Source organism: Catenulispora sp. MAP12-49 (assembly GCF_041262705.1).
Lineage (GTDB): Bacteria > Actinomycetota > Actinomycetes > Streptomycetales > Catenulisporaceae > Catenulispora.
In genome coordinates this window covers 1-1,481 of the sequence record NZ_JBGCCP010000089.1, presented here as the reverse complement: position 1 = coordinate 1,481, position 1,481 = coordinate 1, and the positions used below count along the sequence as shown (strand labels likewise).

The following is a 1,481-nucleotide window of genomic DNA, read 5'->3' as shown; positions in this document are numbered from 1 at the left end:
CAATGCCGGGTGTTTAAGGATTGATCTTGCCGGGTTGCAGGCTGGTCTCGATCTGCCGGTTTGATATGTCAATGAACGAAGCTCCCAGGTAGAAGGGCTTGTCCGCCAAGACTCGCCGTTCACCAAGGAGCTTCGTTGTTGCAGCAGTCTTCCATAGATGTGGACCGTGCTGTCGGGGTGTTCGGGGTGGACGGGTCGGTGTTGGCACGACTGGTGCCGGCTGGTTGGGTGCGGCAGGCGCTGGTGGCTGCGGGTGTGGTGTCGCGCACGCGGCGCACGTCGGCTGTTTTGGGTGTCTATCTGGTTCTGGCGTTGACCTTGTTTCCCGAGGTGTCGGTGCCTGGGGTGTTTGAGAAGCTGTCGGGGGTGTGGGGGCGGCCGGGTGCGGCGGTGCCGTCGAAGTCGTCGTTGAAGCAGCGGCGCGGATCGTTGGGGGCTGAGCCGTTGCGGCTGCTGTTCCTGCGGCTGCGTGGGGCGGGGGCGCAGGTGCCGCAGGCGCAGTGGCGGGGGTTGTTGGTGTGTGCGTGGGATGGCACGTTGCTGGCCGCCCCTGATGTGTCGGCTGTGGTGGAGGTGTTCGGGAAGAAGGGCGATGGCAAGGCGGCGGCTTCCCCGCTGGTGCGGGTGCTGGTGCTGGTGGCCTGCGGGTCGCGGGCGGTGATCGATGCGGTGTTCGACGCCTACAGCGTCGGGGAGCGTGCGCTGGCCGAGCGGCTGGTTCCCTCGTTGCGGCCGGGGATGCTGTTGCTGGCCGACCGGGGCTTTCCCGGGTATGTGCTGTGGTGCCGGGCCGCTGGCACCCAAGCGCAGCTGTGCTGGCGGGTGAAACGCAACGTGCGGCTGGATGTGCATCAGGTTTTGCCGGACGGTTCCGGGTTGGCCTGGTGGCAGCCTTCGGCCACTAACCTGTCGGCGGCTGTGCGCTCGAACCTGCCGGAGAAGATGCTGGTCAGGGTGATCACAGGCTGGATCACGGTGATCGATGAGCGCGGTGTCCGACGTTCGGAGTCCTACCGGCTGGTCACGACCCTCACCGATCACGTGCAATACCCGGCGCCGGCCGTCCTGCACCTGTACGGCCGCCGCTGGCAGGTGGAAGTGCGATCAAAGGCCTCAAGTGCGTGCAGGGCGCGGCCCGGCTGCGCTCCCGAACCGCCGACGGGGTGCGCCAGGAGGTGTGGGCTTGGCTGTGCACCCACCAGCTGTTGCGGATCGAGGCCGCCTGCGCGGCCGCCGACGCATCCGGCCCCGGCCCGGCCGAGGTGCCGCAAATAGGCTTCACCACGCTGGTCCAGCGACTGCGCGACGCCGTGATCCGCACCGGCGGCCGGGGCCAGGACCCCGACCAGGCCCTGCACCGGCTGCGCGAGGCCACCCGCGAAGACGTCACCCCGATCGACCCACGCATCCGCGTCTACGACCGGGTGATCAAATACTCAGTCGCCAGGTATCGCACCAAAAAACCCGACCAACACGGCCAT

Annotated in this window: 2 protein-coding genes; both read left to right on the top strand. The window is 67.6% G+C overall.

Annotated elements, in window-relative coordinates; translation table 11 throughout:
- The first annotated feature begins 138 nt into the window (after positions 1-138).
- Positions 139-1,275: an IS4 family transposase gene (locus tag ABIA35_RS49395; RefSeq protein WP_370362647.1), complete on the top strand. Its 1,137-nt coding sequence runs from the start codon at positions 139-141 to the stop codon at positions 1,273-1,275.
- A partial coding sequence (locus tag ABIA35_RS49390; RefSeq protein ID WP_370362646.1) for a hypothetical protein occupies positions 1,206-1,481 on the top strand: 276 nt, incomplete at its 3' end. The genes ABIA35_RS49395 and ABIA35_RS49390, both read left to right, overlap by 70 nt.